The organism is Phycicoccus avicenniae (assembly GCF_018139485.1).
Taxonomy (GTDB): domain Bacteria; phylum Actinomycetota; class Actinomycetes; order Actinomycetales; family Dermatophilaceae; genus Phycicoccus; species Phycicoccus avicenniae.
In genome coordinates this window covers 1-19,323 of the sequence record NZ_JAGSNF010000017.1, presented here as the reverse complement: position 1 = coordinate 19,323, position 19,323 = coordinate 1, and the positions used below count along the sequence as shown (strand labels likewise).

General features: G+C 74.3%; 28 protein-coding genes. 18 read left to right on the top strand and 10 right to left on the bottom strand.

Features of this window, described 5'->3' with window-relative positions:
• Nucleotides 1–23: 23 nt before the first annotated feature.
• The 5 genes from KC207_RS11820 to rpmB all read right to left on the bottom strand — a co-directional run bounded on the left by KC207_RS11820 (nucleotide 24) and on the right by rpmB (nucleotide 2,628).
• On the bottom strand, nucleotides 24–1,250 hold the full coding sequence (locus tag KC207_RS11820) for an MFS transporter (RefSeq protein WP_211603276.1): 1,227 nt from the start codon (nucleotides 1,248–1,250) through the stop codon (nucleotides 24–26).
• Nucleotides 1,251–1,293: 43 nt separating this feature from the next.
• Entirely contained in the window at nucleotides 1,294–1,815 is a 522-nt protein-coding gene (locus KC207_RS11815; RefSeq protein ID WP_211603273.1) for a YbhB/YbcL family Raf kinase inhibitor-like protein, read from the bottom strand.
• Nucleotides 1,816–1,916: 101 nt separating this feature from the next.
• On the bottom strand, nucleotides 1,917–2,222 hold the full coding sequence (rpsN, locus tag KC207_RS11810) for a 30S ribosomal protein S14 (RefSeq protein WP_211603271.1): 306 nt from the start codon (nucleotides 2,220–2,222) through the stop codon (nucleotides 1,917–1,919).
• The gene (gene rpmG / locus KC207_RS11805) at nucleotides 2,222–2,392 is read right to left on the bottom strand and encodes a 50S ribosomal protein L33 (protein ID WP_211603270.1); all 171 of its coding nucleotides are present in this window, start codon (nucleotides 2,390–2,392) and stop codon (nucleotides 2,222–2,224) included. Before rpmG ends, rpsN begins: the two co-directional genes overlap by 1 nt.
• Entirely contained in the window at nucleotides 2,392–2,628 is a 237-nt protein-coding gene (rpmB, locus tag KC207_RS11800; RefSeq protein ID WP_211603269.1) for a 50S ribosomal protein L28, read from the bottom strand. Before rpmB ends, rpmG begins: the two co-directional genes overlap by 1 nt.
• A gap of 81 nt (nucleotides 2,629–2,709) precedes the next feature.
• Between rpmB and KC207_RS11795 the strand changes: the two genes are divergently transcribed.
• The 4 genes from KC207_RS11795 (at nucleotide 2,710) to ykgO (ending at nucleotide 4,397) form a co-directional block, all read left to right on the top strand.
• Entirely contained in the window at nucleotides 2,710–2,955 is a 246-nt protein-coding gene (locus tag KC207_RS11795) for a type B 50S ribosomal protein L31 (protein WP_211603268.1), read from the top strand.
• On the top strand, nucleotides 2,952–4,037 hold the full coding sequence (locus KC207_RS11790; RefSeq protein WP_211603267.1) for a CobW family GTP-binding protein: 1,086 nt from the start codon (nucleotides 2,952–2,954) through the stop codon (nucleotides 4,035–4,037). The genes KC207_RS11795 and KC207_RS11790 overlap by 4 nt, the downstream gene beginning before the upstream one ends.
• A 73-nt stretch (nucleotides 4,038–4,110) precedes the next feature.
• Nucleotides 4,111–4,278, top strand: a complete 168-nt coding sequence (gene rpmF / locus KC207_RS11785) for a 50S ribosomal protein L32 (protein ID WP_211603266.1) — start codon at nucleotides 4,111–4,113, stop codon at nucleotides 4,276–4,278.
• Nucleotides 4,275–4,397: a type B 50S ribosomal protein L36 gene (gene ykgO / locus KC207_RS11780; RefSeq protein ID WP_211603264.1), complete on the top strand. Its 123-nt coding sequence runs from the start codon at nucleotides 4,275–4,277 to the stop codon at nucleotides 4,395–4,397. The genes rpmF and ykgO overlap by 4 nt, the downstream gene beginning before the upstream one ends.
• A gap of 74 nt (nucleotides 4,398–4,471) precedes the next feature.
• On the opposite strand, the gene KC207_RS11775 is transcribed toward ykgO, so the two are convergent.
• The 3 genes from KC207_RS11775 to KC207_RS11765 form a co-directional block, all read right to left on the bottom strand.
• Nucleotides 4,472–4,747, bottom strand: coding sequence for an HU family DNA-binding protein (locus tag KC207_RS11775; RefSeq protein WP_211603262.1), 276 nt, complete (start codon nucleotides 4,745–4,747; stop codon nucleotides 4,472–4,474).
• Nucleotides 4,748–4,864: 117 nt separating this feature from the next.
• The gene (locus KC207_RS11770; protein ID WP_249138707.1) at nucleotides 4,865–5,842 is read right to left on the bottom strand and encodes a small ribosomal subunit Rsm22 family protein; all 978 of its coding nucleotides are present in this window, start codon (nucleotides 5,840–5,842) and stop codon (nucleotides 4,865–4,867) included.
• Between the two features lie 35 nt (nucleotides 5,843–5,877).
• Nucleotides 5,878–7,227, bottom strand: coding sequence for a rhodanese-like domain-containing protein (locus KC207_RS11765; protein WP_211603259.1), 1,350 nt, complete (start codon nucleotides 7,225–7,227; stop codon nucleotides 5,878–5,880).
• A 99-nt stretch (nucleotides 7,228–7,326) separates the two neighbouring features.
• On the opposite strand from KC207_RS11765, the gene trxA reads away from it, so the two are divergent.
• The 4 genes from trxA to KC207_RS11745 are packed head-to-tail and all read left to right on the top strand — an operon-like array spanning nucleotide 7,327 to nucleotide 8,865.
• Nucleotides 7,327–7,692: a thioredoxin gene (trxA, locus tag KC207_RS11760; protein ID WP_211603257.1), complete on the top strand. Its 366-nt coding sequence runs from the start codon at nucleotides 7,327–7,329 to the stop codon at nucleotides 7,690–7,692.
• A 55-nt stretch (nucleotides 7,693–7,747) separates the two neighbouring features.
• On the top strand, nucleotides 7,748–8,008 hold the full coding sequence (locus tag KC207_RS11755; protein WP_211603256.1) for a metal-sensitive transcriptional regulator: 261 nt from the start codon (nucleotides 7,748–7,750) through the stop codon (nucleotides 8,006–8,008).
• Nucleotides 8,009–8,021: 13 nt separating this feature from the next.
• Nucleotides 8,022–8,645, top strand: a complete 624-nt coding sequence (locus tag KC207_RS11750; RefSeq protein ID WP_211603254.1) for a class I SAM-dependent methyltransferase — start codon at nucleotides 8,022–8,024, stop codon at nucleotides 8,643–8,645.
• 58 nt (nucleotides 8,646–8,703) lie between these two features.
• Nucleotides 8,704–8,865 carry a DUF8730 family Cys-rich protein gene (locus tag KC207_RS11745; RefSeq protein ID WP_507164783.1) on the top strand — a complete coding sequence of 54 codons (162 nt, stop codon included), beginning with the start codon at nucleotides 8,704–8,706 and terminating at the stop codon, nucleotides 8,863–8,865.
• Between the two features lie 242 nt (nucleotides 8,866–9,107).
• On the opposite strand, the gene KC207_RS11740 is transcribed toward KC207_RS11745, so the two are convergent.
• Entirely contained in the window at nucleotides 9,108–9,737 is a 630-nt protein-coding gene (locus KC207_RS11740) for a class I SAM-dependent methyltransferase (RefSeq protein ID WP_211603252.1), read from the bottom strand.
• Nucleotides 9,738–9,748: 11 nt separating this feature from the next.
• Entirely contained in the window at nucleotides 9,749–10,807 is a 1,059-nt protein-coding gene (locus KC207_RS11735; protein ID WP_211603251.1) for a zinc-binding dehydrogenase, read from the bottom strand.
• 242 nt (nucleotides 10,808–11,049) lie between these two features.
• Here KC207_RS11735 and KC207_RS11730 point away from each other — a divergent pair, with 242 nt between their 5' ends.
• From KC207_RS11730 to KC207_RS11685, 10 genes are all read left to right on the top strand, one after another.
• Complete coding sequence (locus KC207_RS11730) at nucleotides 11,050–12,252, top strand: substrate-binding domain-containing protein (RefSeq protein WP_211603249.1); 1,203 nt, start codon at nucleotides 11,050–11,052, stop codon at nucleotides 12,250–12,252.
• Nucleotides 12,249–12,983, top strand: a complete 735-nt coding sequence (locus tag KC207_RS11725; protein ID WP_211603247.1) for an ABC transporter ATP-binding protein — start codon at nucleotides 12,249–12,251, stop codon at nucleotides 12,981–12,983. The genes KC207_RS11730 and KC207_RS11725 overlap by 4 nt, the downstream gene beginning before the upstream one ends.
• Nucleotides 12,980–13,693 carry an ABC transporter ATP-binding protein gene (locus KC207_RS11720; RefSeq protein WP_211603245.1) on the top strand — a complete coding sequence of 238 codons (714 nt, stop codon included), beginning with the start codon at nucleotides 12,980–12,982 and terminating at the stop codon, nucleotides 13,691–13,693. Before KC207_RS11725 ends, KC207_RS11720 begins: the two co-directional genes overlap by 4 nt.
• Complete coding sequence (locus tag KC207_RS11715; protein ID WP_211603244.1) at nucleotides 13,690–14,574, top strand: branched-chain amino acid ABC transporter permease; 885 nt, start codon at nucleotides 13,690–13,692, stop codon at nucleotides 14,572–14,574. The genes KC207_RS11720 and KC207_RS11715 overlap by 4 nt, the downstream gene beginning before the upstream one ends.
• Nucleotides 14,571–15,668: a branched-chain amino acid ABC transporter permease gene (locus KC207_RS11710; RefSeq protein ID WP_211603243.1), complete on the top strand. Its 1,098-nt coding sequence runs from the start codon at nucleotides 14,571–14,573 to the stop codon at nucleotides 15,666–15,668. Before KC207_RS11715 ends, KC207_RS11710 begins: the two co-directional genes overlap by 4 nt.
• Nucleotides 15,665–16,636: an alpha/beta fold hydrolase gene (locus KC207_RS11705; RefSeq protein WP_211603241.1), complete on the top strand. Its 972-nt coding sequence runs from the start codon at nucleotides 15,665–15,667 to the stop codon at nucleotides 16,634–16,636. Before KC207_RS11710 ends, KC207_RS11705 begins: the two co-directional genes overlap by 4 nt.
• Before the next feature lie 137 nt (nucleotides 16,637–16,773).
• A complete protein-coding gene (locus KC207_RS11700; protein WP_211603239.1) occupies nucleotides 16,774–17,505 on the top strand; it encodes a DinB family protein in 732 nt (243 codons plus the stop codon).
• A gap of 94 nt (nucleotides 17,506–17,599) precedes the next feature.
• On the top strand, nucleotides 17,600–17,953 hold the full coding sequence (locus tag KC207_RS11695) for a DUF2200 domain-containing protein (protein WP_211603238.1): 354 nt from the start codon (nucleotides 17,600–17,602) through the stop codon (nucleotides 17,951–17,953).
• Entirely contained in the window at nucleotides 17,950–18,510 is a 561-nt protein-coding gene (locus KC207_RS11690) for a GNAT family N-acetyltransferase (protein WP_211603237.1), read from the top strand. The genes KC207_RS11695 and KC207_RS11690 overlap by 4 nt, the downstream gene beginning before the upstream one ends.
• Before the next feature lie 274 nt (nucleotides 18,511–18,784).
• Nucleotides 18,785–19,323, top strand: a 539-nt coding sequence (locus KC207_RS11685) for a helix-turn-helix domain-containing protein (RefSeq protein WP_249138772.1), incomplete at its 3' end; no start/stop codon positions are given.

Here is a 19,323-nt window from a genome sequence, read left to right as displayed (position 1 = left end):
ATCCGCGCAACGCCGTCCACAGGTCACCGGGCGGTGGCGGGCTCCTCCGCGCGGAGCATGACGTCGAGCCGCTGCATCGCCACCGCACCGGCCACCGGCCCCACCGCGAGCATCGCCACGGCGACCCGCCAGCCGACGAGGTCGACGACGACGGGCACGGCGTTGATCGTGACGATCGTGAGGAGGAAGCCGATGGCCGTCTGGGTGGTGAGGGCCGTCCCGACGTAGCGCGGGTCGACGACGTCCGCTACGCAGCTGGAGAACAGCCCCGAGTCGGCGATGACGGTGACACCCCACGCGAGCAGCACCGGCAGGACGAGCCACAGCGGCGCGCCGTAGACGAGGGCCGCGAGGACGCAGCACGTCGCGGACGCCCGCATCGCCCACCCGGCGACCCGGGCCCGCCCGATCCGGTCACCGAGCCGCCCGGCCACGAGGCAGCCCGCGACCCCGGCGACGCCGATGACGGTGAAGGCGGTGAGACCGACGACGGTGCGCGACGGCTCCGTCCCGGTATCCGCGAGCACGGAGGCGGTGAGGAAGGCGGGGACCCACGTCCACATCGCGTAGAGCTCCCACATGTGCCCGAAGTAGCCGAGGTTCGCGAGCAGCGGTCCGCGCTGGCGGAAGAGGGTGACGACGTACCCGGGCGCGAGCGGCGGGGCCGCGGTCGCGTAGGGGCCGGGCCGGAGGGTGAGGACGGCGACGAGCGCACCGACGGCCGCGGTCGACGCCGCGGCGAGGAGCACACCGCGCCACGGCAGGGTTGCGACGCTCGTCATGAGCTGCGGGAGGGCGCTGCCGAGCGTCAGCGACGCGATGAGCACGCCGAGGGCGAAGCCGCGGCCGCGGACGAACCACGACGTCATGAGCTTCATGCCGACGGGGTAGACGCCGGCGAGGAAGATCCCGGTGAGCAGCCGGAGCGCGACGGCCGCGGCGAGCCCGTCGACGAACAGCGCGATGGCGGCGGTCGAGGCGGCCGCGCCGATTGCCGCCGTCCCGACGATCCGGTGGGCGGGGAAGCGGTCGGCGAGGTTGAGGACGGCCGAGGCGACCGCGCCGACGACGAAGCCGAGCTGGACGGCGACGGTCAGCAGCGCCGACTGGACGGACGTGACGCCCCACTCCTCGCGCAACGCCGGCGACACCGCCGACGCGGCGAACCAGCACGCGAGGACGAGGACCTGCACCCCTGCGATGAGCGACAGCTGGCGCCAGGCGCCCGCGGCGACGACGTCCCGGTCCACGCCGGGAACCCTAGCCGGACCGGGACGTCGTGGGGCCCGTCCGTCAGGCCTGGTACGTGCCGTGGATCACCGCGCGGCCGAGGGTCTTGAACGCGAGGTTGAAGGCGACGACGGTCGGGGAGGCGTCCGCGTCCACCCCGAGGGTCGGCTCCGAGACGGCGTGGACGACGAGGTAGTACCGGTGCGGCACGTCCCCCTCCGGCGGGGCCGCGCCCATGAAGCCCTTCTCGCCGCCGTCGTTGCGGACGTGGAAGGCGTTCCCGGGGAGGTCTCCCGACGCGGCGCCGGCCGCGAGCGAGGTGACGTCCGCGGGGACGTCGACGAGCGTCCAGTGCCAGAAGCCGGACGGGGTCGGGGCGTCCGGGTCGAAGACCGACACGACGTAGCTCTGCGTGCCCTCGGGGGCGCCGGACCACGACACCTGCGGGGAGGTGTTGCCGCCGCTGGCGACCTGGTCGTCCTTCAGGGGTGCGCCGTCGGTGACGTCGTCGCTCGTCACGGTGAACGAGGGCACCTGCGGCAGCATCTCGTAGGGGTTCGGGGCGACCGGTCGGTCGAGGCTCATCACTGCTCCTGTCGTCGGTGACTACGGGCTGTCCTCCTGCCAACAGGGGCGCGGCCCCGATCCTTCCGCGACGAGGACCGCGGTCCCGGGCGCGAGCGGCGTCACCAGCTGCTCTTCGTCACCCCCGGCAGCTCCCCGCGGTGGGCCATCTCGCGCAGACGGACCCGGGAAAGGCCGAACGCCCGGTGGACGGAGCGGGCTCGCCCGTCGACGACGTCGCGGTTCACGAGCCGGGTCGGTGAGGCGTCCCGGGGAAGTCGCTGGAGCGCGAGACGGGCCGCGGCCCGGTCGGCGGACGTGGCGCGCGGGTCGCGGGCGCGTGCCTTGAGGTCGGCGCGGCGTTCGGCGTACCGGGCGACGACCTCGCGCCGCTTCTCGTCCTTGGCGACGAGGCTGCGCTTGGCCATCAGCGGGACTCCTTGAACTCGACGTGTCGGCGGACCTTCGGGTCGTACTTGCGCAGGACGAGTCGGTCGGGGTCGTTGCGCCGGTTCTTCTCGGTGACGTAGCTCGTCCCGGTGCCGGCGGTCGAGCGGAGCACGATCTTCGGACGGGCGTCGGCCGATCGCTTCGCCATCAGAGCCGCACCCCCTGACGCCGCAGGTCGGCGACGACGGCGTCGATGCCGCGCGTGTCGATGGTCTTGATGCCCTTGGCCGAGACGGTGAGCCGGACGTACCGGCGCAGGCTGGGCACCCAGTAGCGCTTGCGCTGGACGTTGACGTCGAAGCGCCGTTTCGTCCGCCGGTGGGAGTGGGAGATGCGGTGACCGAAGCCCGGACGGGCTCCGGTGACGACACAGAAGCGGGACATGGCTGCTCCTCGTTCGGTTGCGGGGACGCGCCGACTGTGGCATAGAATGAGAACCGTTATCAACTTGAACGGAGAATGCCCATGCGTTCCGGAATCCACCCCCGCTACGAGGAGGTCGTCTACCGCGACCGCACGACGGGGGCGATGTTCCTCACCCGCTCGACGCTGGTCCCCGAGCGGACCGTCGAGTACGAGGCGCGCACCTACCCGGTCATCGACGTCGAGGTGTCCTCGGACTCCCACCCGTTCTGGACCGGCCGCGCCCGCACCCTCGACAGCGAGGGCCGGGTCGAGCGTTACCGGCGGCGCTACGGGGCGCGCTCGTGAGCCGCGTGCCGGCCTTCCTCGTCACCGGCATCGACGAGTCAGCGATGGCCGCCGCGACGATCGCGCTGCAGTTCGACCTGCCGTCGGCGGTGGTCGTCCGGCACGACCTCGACGCGGGTGCCGGGCACCTCGTCCGGACCGTCAGCGACGTCACCGGGCTGCTCGAGCGCGAGGTCGTCGTCCTCGACCACCCGTGCACGAGCTGCGCGGTCCGCGAGGACGTCGTGCCCACCCTCCAGCGGCTCGCCGAGCTCGGTCGCTGGCAGGCGGTCGTCGCGCACCTGCCCGTCACGGCCGACGCGCTGTCCGTGTGTCGGGTGCTCGCCTGGGACGCCGATGCCGCACCGGACGTCCGGGTCGGTGGCGTCGTCGCCGCGCTCGACGGGGAGGCGGCCCTCGAGGACCTGCTCGGGGAGGACGTCCTCGCCGAACGAGGCCTCGGCACCCTCCCGACGGACCTGCGAGGGGTCGGCGAGGTGCTCTGCGGGATGGTCGAGTACGCCGACGCCGTCGCCCTCTTCGGCGACGTGCCGGACGCGGCGCTCGACCTCACGAGGTTCCTTGCGAGGCCGCGCGCCCTCGTCACGCGGGACTGGCCCGGGATGCGCGCCGAGACGCTGCTTCCCGGGGTCCACGACCACGATGCGACGGAGGCCTGGGTCGCCGAGGTCCACGACGGCCCGAGCCGCGCCGCGGAGAGCCGGCTCGTGTGGACCCTCGAGCTGACGTCGGACCGACCTCTGCACCCCCGGCGGCTGCACGAGCAGCTCGACGTCCTCGGAGGCGGGCCGTTCCGCACCCGGGGCTGCTTCTGGCTCGCGAGCCGTCCCGGCGACGTCGGCGTCTGGGACGGCGCCGGTGGCCAGGTGAGCGTCGGTGTCCAGGGTCGCTGGGGTCGGTCGGCACCGGTCACCCGCATCCTCGTCACCGGTCTGCGGAGGGACGACCACCGCCAGGAGCTGCGCGCCGCGTTCGACCGCGCCCTGCTCACCGACGCCGAGCTGGCCGAGCGCGGTCCGTTCTGGGACGTCACCGGCGACGGTCTCGAGGCCTGGCTCGGCCCGGTCCGCCACGTCGCCTGACCTCGCCCCCACCCCCCCGGCGGGCCACAACGGCCCGACAGCCCAACAGCCCGACAGCCCGAAGGAGATCCCCATGGCAGTGCCCAAGCGGCGTCTGTCCCGCAGCAACACCCGCCACCGCCGCTCGACCTGGAAGGCGTCGGTGCCAGGACTCGTGCCCGTGACCGTCGACGGGCGCGAGGTCCACGTGCCGCGACGCCTCGTGCGCGCGGTCGCCGAGGGGCGGGTGGTCGTGCGATGAAGGTGCGCAACAGCCTGCGCTCGCTCAAGGCCGTCCCGGGCTCGCAGGTCGTGCGACGGCGCGGCCGCGTGTACGTCATCAACAAGCAGAACCCCCGGTTCAAGGCCCGCCAGGGCTGACCCCCCGGCGCCCGGACACGCCGACGGGGCGCCGACCGTGGTGGTCGGCGCCCCGTCGGACGGTGCGTGGAGCGTCAGCCGTTGACGGCGCGCTTCAGCTGCGTCGCGGCCTTGAAGCCGACGGACGTCGACGCGGCGATCTGGATCTCCTCGCCGGTCTGCGGGTTGCGGCCCGTGCGGGCGGCGCGCTCGCGGGTCTCGAAGTTGCCGAAGCCGGCGAGCTTGACGTCCTCACCCTTGGCGAGCGAGTCGCTGACGAGCTCGAGGGCGGTGTTGAGGACCTCCTCGGCGGCGCTGGCCGACAGGTCGGTCTTCCCGGCGAGGGCCTGGGCGAGTTCCTTCTTGGTCACGGAGTCATCCTTCGTTCGGGGGTCTTTCGTTGCCAACGTACACAGCGACGCGGGAAATCGCGCATTCCGCCGCGGTTCGGCGCGCCGTGGACGGCCCGTCCGGGCGGCGGGGACCGCTCACCCGGACGGGGTCCAGGGGTCGCCCCACGCGACGTCGCGGGCGGCCCGGTAGCGCTCCCGGTCGCGCTTGGTGACGACCTCGGGGGCGGCGTCGCCGTCGTCCCGGCAGACCTCGAGCCGTACGAGCCCCTTGCGGGTGACGGGGTGTCGCAGGACGCGGCCCCGCGCCCGGCCCAGGGGTTCCCGGGTCGCGACGACGTAGGAGACCTTCTCGTCCTCGTGCCCGCGCACGGCGTCCTTGAGCCGACGGTGCAGCGCCGTGCGGTCGAGCCGGACCGCGAGATGGCACCAGTCCCCGGCCGCTGCCAGCGGGCAGACGTCCTCGTGGGGGCACGGGGCGAGCACGTGCCAGCCGGCTCCGAGGAGCCGGTCGCGGGCCTCGACGACAGCAGCGAACCCCCGCGGGGTGCCGGGCTCGACGACCGCGACCACGGACCGGGCGGCGCCGACCGCGGCGTCGACGACCGCGTGCCGCGTGGGGTCGGGCAGCTCGCCGAGGAGGTAGGAGACGGTGATGAGGTCCGCCGCCGGGACGCCGGAGCCGACGCCGAGCGCCCGCCGCGTCCACCGCGCCCCCGTGAGGGGTGGCGGGCCGTGGGCGGCGATCCGGGCGCCGAGGGCGAGGGCGTCGGCGGAGGCGTCGACGACCTCCACGTCCCGCAGGTCGGGGAGAGTCTCGGCGGCGGCCCAGGCAGCGGCGCCGGTCCCGCCCCCGACGTCCGTGAGGGTCGCGACCGGCAGGTCCGGGACGAGCCGTCGCGCCTCGCGCAGCACCCGTCCGACCGCGGCCGCGGTGGCGGGCATGCGGTACCCGGCGTACGCCGCCGCGCGCACGGGGTCCCGCAGGACGAGGTCGGCCGGCGGGGCCCCGGAGCGGTACGCCTCGATGAGCGATCCCGTCGCCCGGTGCAGGTCGCCCGTCGGGACACCGGCGAGCACGGCGTCGAGGGCGTGCGTGAGGGGGAGGGCGGCCACCGGGCCATCCTCCCCCTCACGAGGGTGCCGACGGGTCAGGTGGGCAGCAGTCCCACCGCGCGGGTGTTGTCGAAGCTGTCGTCGACGACGACGACGTCCTTGCCGGCGGCCTGGAGGATGCTGCCGACGACCGAGGCCCGGTACCCCCCGGCGCAGTGCACCCACACCTCGCCGTCGGGGACCTCGTCGACGCGGCCGACGATCTCGTGGATCGGAATGTTCACCGCGCCCTCGATGTGTCCGGAGGCGAACTCCGGGGCGCGCCGGACGTCGAGCACCTGGACCCGGCGGTGGTGCCGGACGTCGGCGAGGTCGGCGAAGGTGGCCCGGCGCAGCGTCGCGAGGTCGCCGTCGGTCCAGTCCTGCGGGCGCCCGTCGGCCGAGGAGGCGACCTCGTCGATACCGATCCGGACGAGCTCGCGCTGGGCCTCGGCGACCTGCTCGGGGGTGTCGCCGAGGACGGAGATCTCGGTCTCCCACGGCTTCATCCAGCCGACGTAGGTCGCGAGCTGTCCGTCGATGCCGAGGTTGAAGGACCCGGGGACGTGCCCGGCGGCGAAGGCGGTGCGGATACGCAGGTCGACGACCCACTCGCCCGCCTCGATGCGACGGCGGATCTCGTCCTTGTCGGCCCGGCTCGGCGCCTCGAGGTCGGGCGCGTCCGGTCCGGCGAGGTTGGCCGGGCCCATGTGGGCGTAGTAGGCGGGATAGGCGTCGAGCCCGTCGAGGATGTCGCGCACCCAGTCCTGCTCGTCCTGGGTCAGGGCCGGGTTGGTCCGCTTCTCCTGCCCGATCGTCGACTCCGTGGCGTCCGACTGGGTGGCCGAGCAGAAGCTGCCGAAGCCGTGGGTCGGCATGACGGCGGCGGTGTCGGCGACGGTGTCCGCGAGCCGGTGCGCCGAGGCGTACTGGTGGCGCACGAGGGCGTCGGTGTGGTCCGGGCCGAGGAGGTCCGGCCGGCCGGTGGAGCCGAAGAGCAGCGAGCCCCCGGTGAACACGGCGACGTCCTCGTCGCCGGACGTCAGGGCGTAGGAGAGGTGCGTGAACGTGTGCCCCGGGGTCGCGATGACGGTGAGCGTCATCGCCGGCGAGACCTCGATGACGTCACCGTCGCGGACCGGCGTGCGGTCGAAGGCCACCGGGTCCTCGGCGTTGACGTGGTAGGCCGCACCGGTCCGCTCGGCGAGGGCGAGCCCGCCGGTCACGTAGTCGTTGTGGATGTGCGTCTCGAGCACGTGGGTGATCCGCACCTGGTGCTGGTCCGCGAGCGCGAGCACCCGGTCGACGTCCCGCTGCGGGTCGACGACGAGGGCCACCTCGCCGTCGTGGGCCAGGTAGCTGCGGTCACCGAGGGACGGGGTCTCCACGGGGATGATCTCGACCATCGTGCATGTTCCTTCCGTGACAGGGCGTGGGACGGAATATACCCTAGGGGGTATCCGTTGTCACGTCGTGAAGGCACCCTACGACCCAGAGGAGACGTCATGGCCACCGTCGAGCTCACCGCCGACACCTTCGAGAAGACCGTCACCGACGAGGGGATCGTCCTCGTCGACTGGTGGGCCAGCTGGTGCGGCCCGTGCCGCCAGTTCGCCCCCACCTTCGAGGCCTCGAGCGAGAAGCACGACGACGTCGTGCACGCCAAGGTCGACACCGAGGCCGAGCAGGCGCTCGCCGGTGCGGTCCAGATCACCTCGATCCCGACCCTCATGGGCTTCCGCGACGGCATCCTCGTCTTCCGCGAGGCCGGCGCGCTGCCCCCCGCGGCGCTCGAGCAGGTCGTCCAGGGCATCAAGGACCTCGACATGGACGAGGTCCGGGCCAAGGTCGCCGAGCAGCAGGCCGGCTGAGCCCCTGTACCCCGAGGGGTATGATCCCGTCGTCACCCACCACGAGGAGGTCGCCGTGCAGCTCGACGCCCAGGAGATGCAGGCCGTCGTCAAGCGGCTCAAGCGCGCCCAGGGGCAGATCGGCGGCATCCTCAAGATGATCGAGGACGGCCGGGACTGCCAGGACGTCGTCACCCAGCTGGCGGCGGTGTCCAAGGCCCTCGACCGGGCCGGCTTCGCGGTCATCGCGACCGGGCTCAAGCAGTGCATCACCGATCCCGAGGCCGGTGAGATGGACGTCGAGTCCATGGAGAAGCTCTTCCTCTCCCTCGCGTGAGCCGGGGCACCCGATGGACCCCGCGGCCTGGGACGAGCGGTACTCCGGCGCCGACCTCGTGTGGTCGGGCTCCCCGAACGTCCACGTGGCCGACCTCGTCGGACGCCTGACCCCCGGGCGGGCGCTCGACGTCGCCGCCGGCGAGGGGCGCAACGCCGTGTGGCTCGCCGAGCGCGGTTGGCGCGTCGTGGGCGCGGACTTCTCCCCCGTCGCGGTCCGGCGGATGCGTGACATCGCCGACCGCCGGCTCGGCGGCGATGCGGAGCGGCTCGAGGCGGTCGTCGCCGACGCGACGCAGCCCGCACCCGGCTCGTCGTTCGACCTCGTCCTCTTCTGCTACCTCCAGCTCGCCGACGGGCCGTGGCGGACCGCCCTCGAGCACGGAGTCGACGCCTGCGCCCCCGGTGGGACGGTCGTCGTCGTGCTGCACGCCGAGCGCAACCTCGGGGAGGGGGTCGGCGGTCCACAGGACGCCTCGGTGCTCCACGACCCGGACGCGGTCGTCGCCGCCGTCGCGGACCTGCCCGTCGACGTCGAGGTGGCCGAGGTCCGCGAGCGCGTCGTCGACGGAGCGGGACGTCCCGCGCTCGACACGGTCGTCGTCCTGCGCCGGCTGGGCGATCCGTCGGACGCCTGACGTCACATACCCCATGGGGTATAGTTGCGCGAACGCACCGACGAGCGGAGGAACCATCGTGTGCCGAGCCGTGACCTGCAAGACCTGTGGCAAGACGACGTGGGCCGGCTGCGGCCAGCACGTCGACCAGGTGATGCGTGGGGTGCCCGCGGGCGACCGCTGCCGCGGCCACGAGGGGGAGCCGAGTACCGGCTTCCTCGCCAAGATCCTCGGCCGCTGAGGCGGACGGAGGGTGCGGTCCTCGGCCGCCGAGCCGCACGGCGGTGCTGAGCCGCGGCGGCCGAGCCGCACGGCGGTGCTGAGCCGCGGCCGAGTCGCACGGCGGACCGACAAGGGGTCGTCCCGGAATGCTCCGGATCCGGAGCATTCCCTCCGGATCCGGAGCATCCCGCAGCCACCCCTGGTCCGGTGCACGCGGGTCGGCGGTCGGCACGTGCGGCGACCCGGTCGCCGGAGTGGCGGTCAGCGTGGCCGCGCCGAGCCGGTGACGAACCACGACCACGGCCGGGCCGGTCCGCCCGCGACGGAGACGGCGCGCGCGACCGTGACGTCGTAGCCGGCCGCGTCGAGCATCCCGACGAGGTCCCGGTCGACGTGGCAGCCGCCCGCGACGCGACCCCACACCGGCTGGACCCGGTCCTGGGCCCGGGCGACCCGCGGGTCCGGTGACCGGGCGTGCTCGACGAACCTCAGCTCGCCCCCCGGCCGCAGGACGCGCCGGACCTCCACGAGGGCCCCGACGAGGTCGGGCACGGTGCACATCGACCAGGCGCTCACGGCGGTGTCGACGGCCTCGTCCGGCATCCCCGCGAGGTCGGCGGCGTCGAGGGAGACCCGCTCGACCGGTCGCCCGAACGTGACGACCCGCTCCGCGGCCAGGCGCCACGCGACGTCCGACGGCTCGGCCGCGAGCACCCGGGTCACCGCGTCGCCGTAGAACGGCAGGTCCGGCCCCGAGCCGAAGCCGATGTCGAGGACCGTGCCGACGGCGCCGGCGCACACCGGCGCCCGCCACGCGCTCGCGTCCGCGCCGGCGAGGGCGCGGTGGTTCAGGCGCGGGAGGACCCGCTCCCGCCAGAATCCGCGGGCCACCGTCGCCGTCCTCAGCGGCCCGGGTCCACGACGACGACACCCCGCGACGGGGCGGACCCCATCGCGGCGAGCCGCCGGCCGGCCTCCGCGAGGCCCACCGGTCCCGCCGGGTCGAGGAGGGCGCCGAGGTCGAGGCGGCCGGACCGGACGTCGTCGAGCAGGGCGGGGTAGTCGGAGGCGGCCATCCCGTGGCTGCCGAGGACGTCGAGCTCCCACCCGATGACCCGCTCCATCGGCACCTCCGCGCGGCCGGCCGCCGGGGGCAGCAGGCCGACCTGGACGTGACGACCCCGCCGCCGCAGGGCGAGCACCCCGGTGCGGCACGTCGAGGGGGACCCCACGGCGTCGACGGCGACGTCCGCCCCCTCGCCCCCGGACCAGGCGCGTACCGCCTCGAGCAGCTCCCCCTCGTCGGTCCGGGCGTCGAGCGTGGCCGCGGCACCGACGTCGAGCGCTCGCCGGCGGGCGCACTCGTCGGTGTCGACGGCGCAGACGACCGCGCCACGGGCCACGGCCACCTGCACGGCGGCCAGGCCGACCCCGCCGCACCCGAGGACGAGCACCCTCTCGCCCGGCGCGACGCGGGCCCGGGCGACGAGCGCGCGGTACGCCGTCGCGACCCGGCAGCCGAGGGCTGCGGCCGTCGCGTCGTCCACCCCGTCCGGGAGGGCGACGAGGTTCGTCCCCGCGGCCCGGACGAGGACCCGCTCGGCGAACGACCCGGGGTCGGTGAACCCCGGCTGGCGCTGGTCCGGGCACACCTGGCCGTTCCCTGCCGCGCACGTCGGGCACGACCCGCACGCCTGGACGAAGGGCGCCGTGACCCGCCGGCCGACCCACGCCGGGTCGACGCCCTCGCCGACCGCCGCGACGACACCGGCGAACTCGTGCCCCGGCACGTGCGGGAAGACCGAGACGTCGTCGTCGTGGCCGGCCCAGGCGTGCCAGTCGCTGCGGCACAGCCCCGTCGCGCGGACCTCGACGACCGCCGTCCCCGGCGCCGCGACCGGCGGAGGGACGTCGGCGACGACGGGGTCGGCCGCGGGCGCGGCGTAGGTGAGGGCTCGCACGGCGCCCAGCCTGCCACCCCGGCGCGCGCGGCGGGGGCGCTGTTCCGGCACGGAGGCCGGACCCTCGGAGGCGACCGGGTCGCGGTCCTCGACGGTGGCCGGGCGCCACACCCTCCCCGGCGGAATGTGGCCGCCGACCACACGACGTCCGGTCGGCCGTCGCGGCTACGGTCACCGGGTCGGATCGGGCGTCAACGGATCTCGTTGCAGCAATGGCGCGAGCGCCCGCCGGAGGAGGAACCGTGTCCCGTCGCCTGACCCTCGCCCTGGCGAGCGCCGCCCTGACCGTCACGCTCACGGCCTGCGGGTCGCCCGGGCAGCCGGGCTCCGCACCGGCCGAGGACGGCGCGGAGGAGGGCGCCCCCATCGAGGTCGGCCTCGTGTACTCCCAGTCCGGCCCGCTCGCGTCCTACGGCGAGCAGTACCGCCAGGGCTTCGCCGCCGGCCTCGACTACGCGACCGACGGCAGCGGCGAGGTGAACGGTCGCACGATCGAGGTCACCGAGCAGGACGACGCGGGCGACCCCGCGAAGGCCGTCGCCGCCGCGACCGACCTCATCGGCCAGGGCGTCCAGGTCCTCGCGGGCTCGACGTCCTCGGGCGTCGCGCTCCAGGTCGCGCCGCTCGCGCAGGACAACCAGGTGCTGTTCGTGTCCGGCCCGGCGGCGGTCGACGCGGTGACCGGGGTCAACGACTACACCTTCCGCTCCGGCCGCCAGACCTACCAGGACGTCGCGACCGCCGGGACGATGATCGGCGACGTCGACGGCAAGAAGGTCACCGTCCTCGCCCAGGACAGCGCCTTCGGCAAGGCCAACATCGACGCCGTGACGAGCATCCTCGGCGAGCAGGGGGCGGACGTCTCCGCCGTCGAGGTCCCCGCCGCCGCGACGGAGTTCACCCCGTTCGCCTCGCGGGTGAAGTCCGCCGAGCCGGACCTGTTGTTCGTCGCCTGGGCCGGGACGAACGCCACCCAGATGTGGACGACGCTGTCCCAGCAGGGCGTCTTCGACGTGACGACCGTCGTCACCGGTCTCGACATCAAGCCGACCCACGCGCTGTTCGGCGAGTCGGCGACGAAGATCGACTTCCTGTCGCACTTCTTCGAGGGCGCCGCCGACAACGAGGCCTACCAGGCGCTCGCGAGCGGGCTCGAGGAGCAGGGCGCGAGCGTCGACCTCTTCACCGACGACGGGTTCGTCGCCGCGCAGATGATCGTCCACGCCCTCGAGGCCAGCCCCGACGACACCGACGCGATGGTCGCGGCCCTCGAGGGCTGGAGCTTCGAGGGGCCGAAGGGCGCGATGGAGATCCGCGCCGAGGACCACGCCCTGCTCCAGCCGATGTTCACCGCCACCCTCGAGCAGCAGGGCGACAAGGTCGTCCCGGTGCTCGGCGAGACGCTGGACCCGGCGGACGTCGCCCCGCCCGTCGCGGACCAGTGATCGGGGCGGAGGGCGTCGGCTGGCGGGTCGGCGGCGCGCAGATCCTCGACGACGTCAGCCTCGACGTCGCGCCGGGTGAGCTCGTCGGGATCATCGGCCCGAACGGTGCCGGGAAGTCCTCGCTCGTCAACATCCTCTCGGGGGTGACCCGTCCGAGCACCGGCCGGGTCACCCTCGACGGGGAGGACGTGAGCCGGGCCTCGGCCACCCGCAGGTCCCGGATGGGGCTCGCTCGCTCCTTCCAGACCTCGGCGCTCTTCGACGGGCTCACGGCCGGCGAGAACGTCCGGCTGGCCGTCCAGGGCTCCGGCGCCTCGCCGATCACCGCGTTCCGACGGGCCGGGACCGTCGGGCGGGACCGGATCGAGGACCTCCTCGAGCGGGTGACGATGCCCGGCTCCGCCGACGTCCTCGCGGGCGACCTCTCGCACGGCGGTCGCCGCAAGCTCGAGCTCGCGATGGCCCTGGCGTCCGAGCCCCGGGCGCTCCTGCTCGACGAGCCGATGGCCGGCGTCTCGGCCGAGGACGTCGACGGGCTCACCGGCATCATCGGCGCCGTCCGCGACTCCGGGGTGGCCGTCGCGATGGTCGAGCACCACATGCACGTCGTCCTCGGTCTCGCCGACCGTGTCGCCGTCCTGCACCACGGGTCGATGCTCGCCGTCGGCACCCCCGACGAGGTCACCTCCGACGACCGCGTCCAGCAGGCCTACCTGGGAGAAGCACTGTGACCAGCGTCCTCACCCTCGAGGACGTGCACGTCCGCTACGGCGGCTCGCACGTCCTGCAAGGGGTGTCCTTCGAGGTCCCCGACACCGGCGTCACCGCCCTGCTCGGGCGCAACGGCGTCGGCAAGACGACGACCCTCAAGGCCGTCCTCGGCCTCGCCCCGCGCACCGGCACCATCCGGGTACGCGACCGCGAGGTCCAGGGCGAGCGCACCCACCGCATCGTCGCCGGGGGCGTCGGGTACGTCCCCGAGGACCGCGAGGTCTTCGGCGGGCTCACCGTCGACGAGAACCTCCGCCTCGTCGACCAGGCGAGCGGGGTCGACGCGCCGATCGTCGGCGAGCTCTTCCCCGACCTCGTCGCCCGCCGCCACCAGCGGGCCGGCACCCTGTCCGGCGGCCAGCAGCAGATGGTCTCCCTCGCCCGGGTCCTGCTGCGCGACAACGACCTGCTCCTCGTCGACGAGCCGACCAAGGGGCTCGCGCCGAAGCTCGTCACCGAGGTCGCCGACGTCCTCGCCCGGGTCGCGACGACGACGCCGATCCTCCTCGTCGAGCAGAACCTGCCCCTCGTGCGGCGCATCGCCGACACCGTCGTCGTCCTCGACGCGGGCACCGTCGTCCACCGCGGCGACGCCGCGGCCCTCGTCGAGGACCCGGAGCTGACGACCGAGCTGCTCGGTGTCTCGATGCGGGCGAAGGGGGCGGCATGAGCGACCTGCTCCTCATCCTCGTCACCGGGCTCGGCCTCGGGGCGCTGTACTTCCTCGCCGCCTCCGGCCTGTCCCTCATCTACGGGCTCATGGGGGTCCTCAACTTCGCCCACGGCTCGTTCATGACCGCGGGCGCGTACGCCGCCTGGGTGACGATGGACGCGATGCCGTCGAGCACCGCCGTCGGCCTCCGCCTCCTGGTCGCCGTCCTCGTGGCCCTCGTCGTCGGCACCCTCGTCGGCGTCGTCGTGGAGGTCGTCCTCATCCGGCCGCTGTACCGGCACCACATCCAGCAGGTGCTCGTGACCGTCGGGCTCTCGCTCGCGAGCGTCGCCGCCGTCCAGGGCGTGTTCGGCAGCGACCCCTACCCGGTCGCCAAGCCGTCGTTCATGCGCGGCACGGTCGACGTCCTCGGGGCGCGGCTGCCGGTCGACCGGTTCGTCTACCTCGCGGTGGCCCTCCTCCTGCTCGGCGGGCTGCTCGCGCTGCTGCGGTACACCCGGCTCGGGCTCGTCATCCGCGCCGGTGTCGAGAACCGGACGATGGTCGAGGCGCTCGGCATCGACGTGCAGCGGACCTTCACGATCGTCTTCGGCCTCGGCGGCGCCGTCGCCGCGCTCGCGGGGGTGCTGTTCTCGCAGTACGCCGGGACGGTCTCGCCGCTCCAGGGCGGGTCGCTGCTCATCTACGCGTTCATCGTCGTCGTCATCGGCGGCATGGGGTCGCTCACGGGGACCGCCGTCGCCGCGTTCGCCGTCGGCCTCGTCCAGCAGCTCGCGAACTACTACGCGGCGAGCGGCATCGGGGACCTGTCGGTCGTCCTGCTCCTCGCCCTCGTCCTCCTGCTGCGTCCGTCCTCGCTCCAGGGAGCCCACGCATGACCGCCGACGTCGCGACCCCCACCCGCCCCGACGCCGTGGAGCCCGAGCCCGGACCGCGGCGCCGCCCACCCTGGCTGCGGCACCTGCCGCCGGTCGTCCTGCTCCTCGTCCTCGCCTGGCTGCCGTACGTGCCGGTCGAGCTGCCCGGCCTGCTGCCCGGCCGGGTCAACGGGCCCGGCTCGATGCAGCTGCTCGCGACGTGCCTCGTGTTCGCCGGCTTCGCGCTCAGCTACGACGTGATCTTCGGCCGGACCGGGCTGCTGAGCTTCGGGCACGCGCTGTTCGTCGCGTCCGGCAGCTACCTGCTGACGATCTCGGTGTCGTCGTGGTCGATGCCCCTGCCGCTCGCCCTGCTCGTCGCGCTCGGCGGGACGACGCTCCTCGCCGTCGTCGTCGGCGGCATCGCGCTGCGCGTCGGGGGCATCGCCTTCGCGATGGTGACGCTGGCGTTCGCGCAGGCGGCGTCGATCATCGTCCTGCGCGACCCGGGTGGGGTCACCGGCGGCGAGGAGGGCAAGGCGCTCGCCCGCGACGCCGTCCCGTCGATCCTCGTCGGGGTGTCCAACGCGCCCTACCGGTACTGGCTGGCGCTCGGGTTCGTCGTCGTCGCCTTCCTCCTCGTCCAGGCGCTCGTCGCCTCCCGCGCCGGGCACGCGATGGCCGCCGTGCGCGAGAACGAGGGCCGGGCGGCCGTTCTCGGCTTCACGACCTACCGGGTCAAGCTGCTCGCCATCGTCGTCGGGGCCTTCCTCGGCGGCCTCGGCGGCGTCGTCCACGCCCTCGTGCTCGGCGGGTCGAGCCCGCACCTGACGTCGGCGGAGTTCACCCTCGCCCTGCTCGTCATGGTCGTCCTCGGCGGCGCCGGCAGCCGCTGGGGCGCCCTCGTCGGCGGGTTCCTCTACCACTACGCCGACGCCCGGCTCGTCGAGGCGAGCGGGTCCGGGGTGTTCGACGTGCTGCCGGACGTCCTCGCCGACGTCCTCGGGGAGCCGCTGTTCATCCTCGGGACGTTCTTCGTCGTCGTCGTGTACTTCGCCCCGACGGGGCTCACCGGGCTCGGCGGCCGGCTCGTGCGGAAGGCTGTGCGTCCATGACCCCCACCGAGCCGACGTTCGCCCTCGAGCTGCCCGAGGGCCACCTCGCCGTCCACGACCTCGTCGCCGGTCCGGTGGACCCCGAGGCCCCGGTCGTCCTCGCCGCCCACGGCATCACCGCGAACGGGCTGTCCTGGCAGCGGGTCGCCGACGAGCTCGGCCGTCGTCGCCCGGGAGCCGTCCGCGTCCTCGCGCCCGACCTGCGCGGGCGGGCCGCGAGCGCCGACGCCGCCGGCCCCTACGGGCTCGGGGTGCACGCCGACGACCTCGCCGCCGTCGCCTCCGCCTTCGCCGCGCGCCCCGTCCTCGTCGGGCACTCGATGGGCGGGTTCGTCACGGCGCTCGCCGCCGCCCGCTACCCCGACCGGTTCGGCGGTGTGGTCCTCGTCGACGGCGGGCTGGCCTTCCCGGCGCCGGCGGACCTCGACGTCGACGCCGCGCTGGCCGCCGTGCTCGGTCCCGCGATGGAGCGGCTGTCGATGCGGTTCGCCGACGAGGACGAGTACCTGGCCTTCTGGGACGCCCACCCGGCGATCGGACCGGTGCTGCGCGGGCCGGCGGGGGAGGCGGTGCGGCGCTACGTGCTGCACGACCTCGTCGCCGCGGGCGGCGCGGACCGGGGCGATGCGGACGCGGGGAGTGCCGAGGACGCGGGCGCCGGGTGGCGCAGCTCGTGCGTCCTCGACGCGGTGCGCCAGGACGGCGCGGACGTGCTCGCCGACCCCGAGGCGCACGCCGCCGCTCGGGTCGCGGTCGGGCACGGACTGCCCGTCGAGCTCGTGTGGGCCCACCGGGGCCTCCAGGACGAGCCGCAAGGTCTCTACGACGACGGGCGGCTGGCGGCGCTCGACCTGCCGGACGCCCTGCGCACGACCGGTGTCGACACGAACCACTACGCGGTGATCCTCGAGGAGGAGGCCGTGGCCGCCGTCGCGGACGCCGTCGAGCGCGTCCTCGACGCGGGATGACCCGGTCATCCCCGTCGCGGTCTGACCCGGCCGCCCGTCGCGGGCTCATCCGGCCGCCCACGTCGCGGGCTCATCCGGCCGCCCCGCCGCGGGCCGGTCGGGCTGCGGCGGCGGACCCGGTCTGCCACGATGCCGGGATGAGCGAGGAGCCCGGCCGCTTCGTCGACACCGACCTGCGCGGTGCCCGCTTCACCCGGTGCGACCTCTCCGGCGCCGTCCTGCGCGGGGTCGAGGTCCGAGGGACCGATCTCGACGCCCCGTGGCTCGACCCGGAGGAGCCGCTCCTCGTCAACGGTGTCGACGTCGTCCCCTTCGTCGACGCCGAGCTGGACCGCCGATTTCCCGGGCGGTCGCTGCGTACCGCCGACACCCCCGACGGGCTGCGGTCGGCGTGGGCCGCCCTGGAGACCACGTGGGCCGCGACCGTCGAGCGCGCCGAGGCGATGCCGGTGGGGTCGCTCGAGGTGCGGGTCGACGGCGAGTGGTCCTTCGCCGAGACCCTCCGCCACCTCGTCATGGCGACCGACACCTGGCTGCGCCGGGCGGTCCAGGGGGTGGAGCGGCCGTACCACCCGGTCGGCGTGCCGAACGCGGAGTACGAGGCCGACGGCCACGACCCGTCGGTGTTCTCGACGCCGAACCCGACGTGGTCCGAGGTCCTCGCCGCACGCGACGAGCGGGTCGCGATGGTGCGCTCGTTCCTCGCCGGGGTCACCGAGGACGACCTCGTGGCGGAGTGCCGCAACCCGTGGGCGCCGGAGTACCCCGAGACGGTGCTGTCCTGCGTCCAGACGATCCTCGAGGAGGAGTGGGAGCACCACCGCTACGCCGTCCGCGACCTCGACCGGCTGGAGCGCGGCGGGGTCTGACGTCCGGTGAGGCCGGCGGCGGCCGGCGTGCGGGGTCAGCGGTCGCCGGGGAAGACCGTGGCGCGACGGGGTCGGGCGCTGGCACACTGCGCGTATGGCCGGGCACCGCATCTTCACGACGCCGTTCGCGAGCATCTACCCGCACTACGTCGCGAAGGTCGAGCGCAAGGGGCGCACGAAGGGCGAGCTCGACGACGTCATCCACTGGCTCACCGGGTACGACGAGGCCGGCCTGCAGCGGGTGCTCGACGACGAGACCGACGTGGAGACGTTCTTCGCGCAGGCGCCCGCCTACTCCCCGCACGCCGAGCTCATCACCGGCGTCATCTGCGGGCACCGGGTCGAGGAGATCGAGGACCCCGTGATGCGCAAGGTCCGCCAGCTCGACAAGGTCGTCGACGAGGTCGCGAGGGGGAAGAGGCTCGAGTCGGTCAAGCGCGGGGGATGAGCACGCCGTTCACGGACAAGCCGACGCTCGAGGGGGAGCTCGTCGTGCTGCGTCCGATCCGGGCCGAGGACGCCGACGTCATCGACCGGATCGTCGCCGAGGACCCCGACATCGCCTGGATGACGGGGTCGGTCCACCGCCGGGGCGAGGCGCCCGATCCGATCCCGCCCGAGCGTCTGCGGGAGGTCTACGGGGCGTGGGCGGTCGCGGACGACCGGCTCGTCCTGGGTGTCGTCGACCGGGAGAGCGGGGACCTCGTCGGGGAGGTCGTGCTGGGCGACTGGGACGAGGGCAACCGGTCGTGCGGGTTCCGGACGCTGGTCGGCGCCGCGGGGCGGGGCCGGGGGCTCGGGACCGAGGCGACCCGGCTCGTCGTCGAGCACGGGCTGCGGACGATGGGGCTGCACCGGATCTCGCTCGAGGTGTACGCCTTCAACGACCGCGCCCGACACGTCTACGAGAAGGCGGGGTTCGTCCACGAGGGCACGGGACGGGACGCCCTGCTCCTCGACGACGCGTGGGTCGACGTGCACTACATGGCGGTCCTCGGCGACTGACGGCGTCGCGGTCGCGCGGCATCCGGCGGACCGTCCGTCCCGCTCCGCCGTCGAGATCGGGCAACACGCAGGGCATCGGGCCGGCGACTTCAAGGGGTGAGTGCAACACGACCTGCGGAGGTGTGTTGTGACGTTGAAGGTGGCTCGTCGTTTCGAGGATGTGTTCTGGCGGGAGTACCGCCGGCACGGACGGGTGGAGGTCGCGGCTGAGGTTGCCGGGGTGGGCACCCATGTGGCGTACCGGTGGGTCCGCGAGGCTGGCGGGGTGATCAGGATGCGTGTTGCCGACAGTGGGTTCCGGCTCTCGTTCGAGGAGCGGGAGCTGGTCGAGGAGATGCTCGCCGCGGGCCACAGCCGGGCCGAGATCGCGCGAGCCACGGGCCGGGCGCGCTCGACGATCTGTCGGGAGGTCGCCCGTAACCACCGGGGGGTGGGAGGCACCCAGGCCGGCAGGCCGGGGTTACGGCCCTACGCGGCGCGGATCGCGCAGGTGCGCACCGAGGACCGGGCACGCCGGCCGAAGCCGACGAAGCTCTCCCGGCACCGGGTGCTGGCGGCCACGGTGCAGGCGTGGCTGGGAGGCAGCCAGCGGATGAGCCCGCAGCAGGTCTCCCATCGGCTGCGGGTGGTCTTCCCCGATGATGGCTCGATGCGGGTCTCCCACGAGACGCTCTACACCGAGCTGTACGTCCAGGGCCGCGGGTCGCTGCGCAAGGACCTGCACACCGCGCTGCGCACCGGCCGTGCCCGCCGGGCGCCACGCACCGGCGCCACCCGGCCCCGCGTCCCGGGCGAGCTGCTCATCGCCAACCG

What these genes read in the sequence shown, in the direction of transcription:
- KC207_RS11815 (WP_211603273.1), bottom strand. Translation starts at nt 1,815, where the DNA reads ATGAGCCTCGACCGACCGGTCGCCCCGAACCCCTACGAGATGCTGCCG.
- rpsN (WP_211603271.1), bottom strand. Translation starts at nt 2,222, where the DNA reads ATGGCCAAGCGCAGCCTCGTCGCCAAGGACGAGAAGCGGCGCGAGGTC.
- rpmG (WP_211603270.1), bottom strand. Translation starts at nt 2,392, where the DNA reads ATGGCGAAGCGATCGGCCGACGCCCGTCCGAAGATCGTGCTCCGCTCG.
- rpmB (WP_211603269.1), bottom strand. Translation starts at nt 2,628, where the DNA reads ATGTCCCGCTTCTGTGTCGTCACCGGAGCCCGTCCGGGCTTCGGTCAC.
- KC207_RS11795 (WP_211603268.1), top strand. Translation starts at nt 2,710, where the DNA reads ATGCGTTCCGGAATCCACCCCCGCTACGAGGAGGTCGTCTACCGCGAC.
- rpmF (WP_211603266.1), top strand. Translation starts at nt 4,111, where the DNA reads ATGGCAGTGCCCAAGCGGCGTCTGTCCCGCAGCAACACCCGCCACCGC.
- ykgO (WP_211603264.1), top strand. Translation starts at nt 4,275, where the DNA reads ATGAAGGTGCGCAACAGCCTGCGCTCGCTCAAGGCCGTCCCGGGCTCG.
- KC207_RS11765 (WP_211603259.1), bottom strand. Translation starts at nt 7,227, where the DNA reads ATGGTCGAGATCATCCCCGTGGAGACCCCGTCCCTCGGTGACCGCAGC.
- trxA (WP_211603257.1), top strand. Translation starts at nt 7,327, where the DNA reads ATGGCCACCGTCGAGCTCACCGCCGACACCTTCGAGAAGACCGTCACC.
- KC207_RS11750 (WP_211603254.1), top strand. Translation starts at nt 8,022, where the DNA reads ATGGACCCCGCGGCCTGGGACGAGCGGTACTCCGGCGCCGACCTCGTG.
- KC207_RS11715 (WP_211603244.1), top strand. Translation starts at nt 13,690, where the DNA reads ATGAGCGACCTGCTCCTCATCCTCGTCACCGGGCTCGGCCTCGGGGCG.
- KC207_RS11710 (WP_211603243.1), top strand. Translation starts at nt 14,571, where the DNA reads ATGACCGCCGACGTCGCGACCCCCACCCGCCCCGACGCCGTGGAGCCC.
- KC207_RS11705 (WP_211603241.1), top strand. Translation starts at nt 15,665, where the DNA reads ATGACCCCCACCGAGCCGACGTTCGCCCTCGAGCTGCCCGAGGGCCAC.
- KC207_RS11700 (WP_211603239.1), top strand. Translation starts at nt 16,774, where the DNA reads ATGAGCGAGGAGCCCGGCCGCTTCGTCGACACCGACCTGCGCGGTGCC.
- KC207_RS11695 (WP_211603238.1), top strand. Translation starts at nt 17,600, where the DNA reads ATGGCCGGGCACCGCATCTTCACGACGCCGTTCGCGAGCATCTACCCG.
- KC207_RS11690 (WP_211603237.1), top strand. Translation starts at nt 17,950, where the DNA reads ATGAGCACGCCGTTCACGGACAAGCCGACGCTCGAGGGGGAGCTCGTC.